Source organism: Streptomyces niphimycinicus (assembly GCF_018883605.1).
GTDB classification, from domain to species: Bacteria; Actinomycetota; Actinomycetes; order Streptomycetales; family Streptomycetaceae; genus Streptomyces; species Streptomyces niphimycinicus.
Genome location: NZ_JAHLEM010001225.1, coordinates 1 through 1,621, shown reverse-complemented (window position 1 = coordinate 1,621; position 1,621 = coordinate 1). Strand labels below are relative to the sequence as shown.

Sequence of the window (1,621 nt, the reverse complement as noted above, 5' to 3'; positions counted from 1 at the left end):
GCTGGGGCGCGGTCGGTGGCCACGGCGGCGGTCCGGGCGGCGTCAGGGGCCCCGGTGGTCCCGGCGCTCAGCGGCCCCCTTACGGCATGCGCACCATGAACCCGCCGCAGCGCCCGACCACGGGCGGCACGGGCGGCGCGGCCGGTCTGATGCCCGGCCCGCGCAAGGAGTACGTCGAGGCGTTCGATGCCCCCGACGCACTGGACTGCGACGGCGATGACGTCTTCGCCGCCGGGGCGCCGGGCGGAGTGCCCCCGCAGCGCGGTACGCAGCGGGCGGCCACCCCCTCCGACGGGGCCGGCGGCGGCTCCGGCGGCGACGGGGGGAGCGGACCGGACGACGACGAGACGGGGCCCGGGGACAAGGGGGCGCGCGGCGTCACCAAGAGCGGTAAGGGGCGCACCTTCACCGGTGTCGCCGCCGCGGCCGTGACCACCGTGCTGGCCGTCGTGGTGGCCGGACAGGTCGCGAGCGGCCCGCATGACGGCGGTAAGACGCAGGCCCAGGACGGCCCGGAGCGTGGCGACGCCGCCGCCCGCGGCGGTCGCGACTCCCGCGCCGACGACGGCCGCGGGGCGGCCCGCACGGCGGGTCCGGCGGCCCCCGTCACCTACGACGCGAAGATGGCGACCGTCTTCCCGCTCGACGCCAAGCTGCGCGGCTCCGGCTCCTTCCAGGCCGTCGGCGGGCATGACAAGGCCCCCGGCCGGGGCCAGGTGATGCGCTATCGCGTCGATGTGGAGAAGGGGCTGCCGCTCGACGGCGAGCTGTTCGCCGAGGCCGTGCACAAGACGCTCAACGACGACCGCAGTTGGGGGCACGGCGGCGTTCGCACCTTCGAACGGGTCTCGTCCGGCCATGCGGACTTCGTCATCACCCTCGCGAGTCCCGGGACCACGGCGGTGTGGTGCGCCAAGTCCGGCCTGGACACCACCGAGGACAATGTCTCCTGCGACTCGGCGTCGACCGAGCGCGTCATGATCAATGCCTATCGGTGGGCGCAGGGCGCCAAGACCTACGGCGACGACAAGATGCACCTGTACCGCCAGATGCTCATCAACCACGAGGTCGGCCACCGGCTCGGCCACAACCACGAGATCTGCTCCAAGCAGGGCGCGCTGGCGCCGGTGATGATGCAGCAGACCAAGTTCCTGTCGACGGACGGCGCCACCTGCCGCCCCAACGCCTGGCCGTTCCCCAAGGGCTGACGGCCCCGCGCCGGCCCGTATAGCGCGTCCCAACGCGTGAATTCCCGATAGGTCACGTGCGTTCACCCCTTCCGGTGGTGCGACGGACAACCGTCCGTCGCGCCGGGGCTCTGCGCGCATAACGTGCTCCCGCTGCCTGACGGCGGCCGCCGCCGGTGACGGCGGCAGGACGACGGCCCGTTTGGGAGATCGGGGGTGCGCTCATGCGCGTGGGACTGCTTACGGAGGGTGGCTATCCGTATGCGACCGGTGATGCGCGGGTGTGGTGCGACCGGCTGGTGCGCGGGCTCGCCCAGCATGAGTTCGAGGTGTACGCGCTCAGCCGCGGCCCCGGCCAGGAGGCCGGCGGCTGGGGCGATCTGCCGCGCCACGTCGGCCCGGTGCGCACCGCGCCGCTGTGGGGCGAGCCGGCG

General features: G+C 74.2%; 2 protein-coding genes. Both read left to right on the top strand.

Translation table 11 applies throughout. From position 1 onward, the window contains the following. Window positions 1-86 precede the first annotated feature (86 nt). The gene (locus tag KN815_RS48995; protein WP_372458672.1) at window positions 87-1,208 is read left to right on the top strand and encodes a DUF3152 domain-containing protein; all 1,122 of its coding nucleotides are present in this window, start codon (window positions 87-89) and stop codon (window positions 1,206-1,208) included. Between the two features lie 203 nt (window positions 1,209-1,411). Next, window positions 1,412-1,621, top strand: a 210-nt coding sequence (locus tag KN815_RS48990; RefSeq protein WP_216348186.1) for a DUF3492 domain-containing protein, incomplete at its 3' end; no start/stop codon positions are given.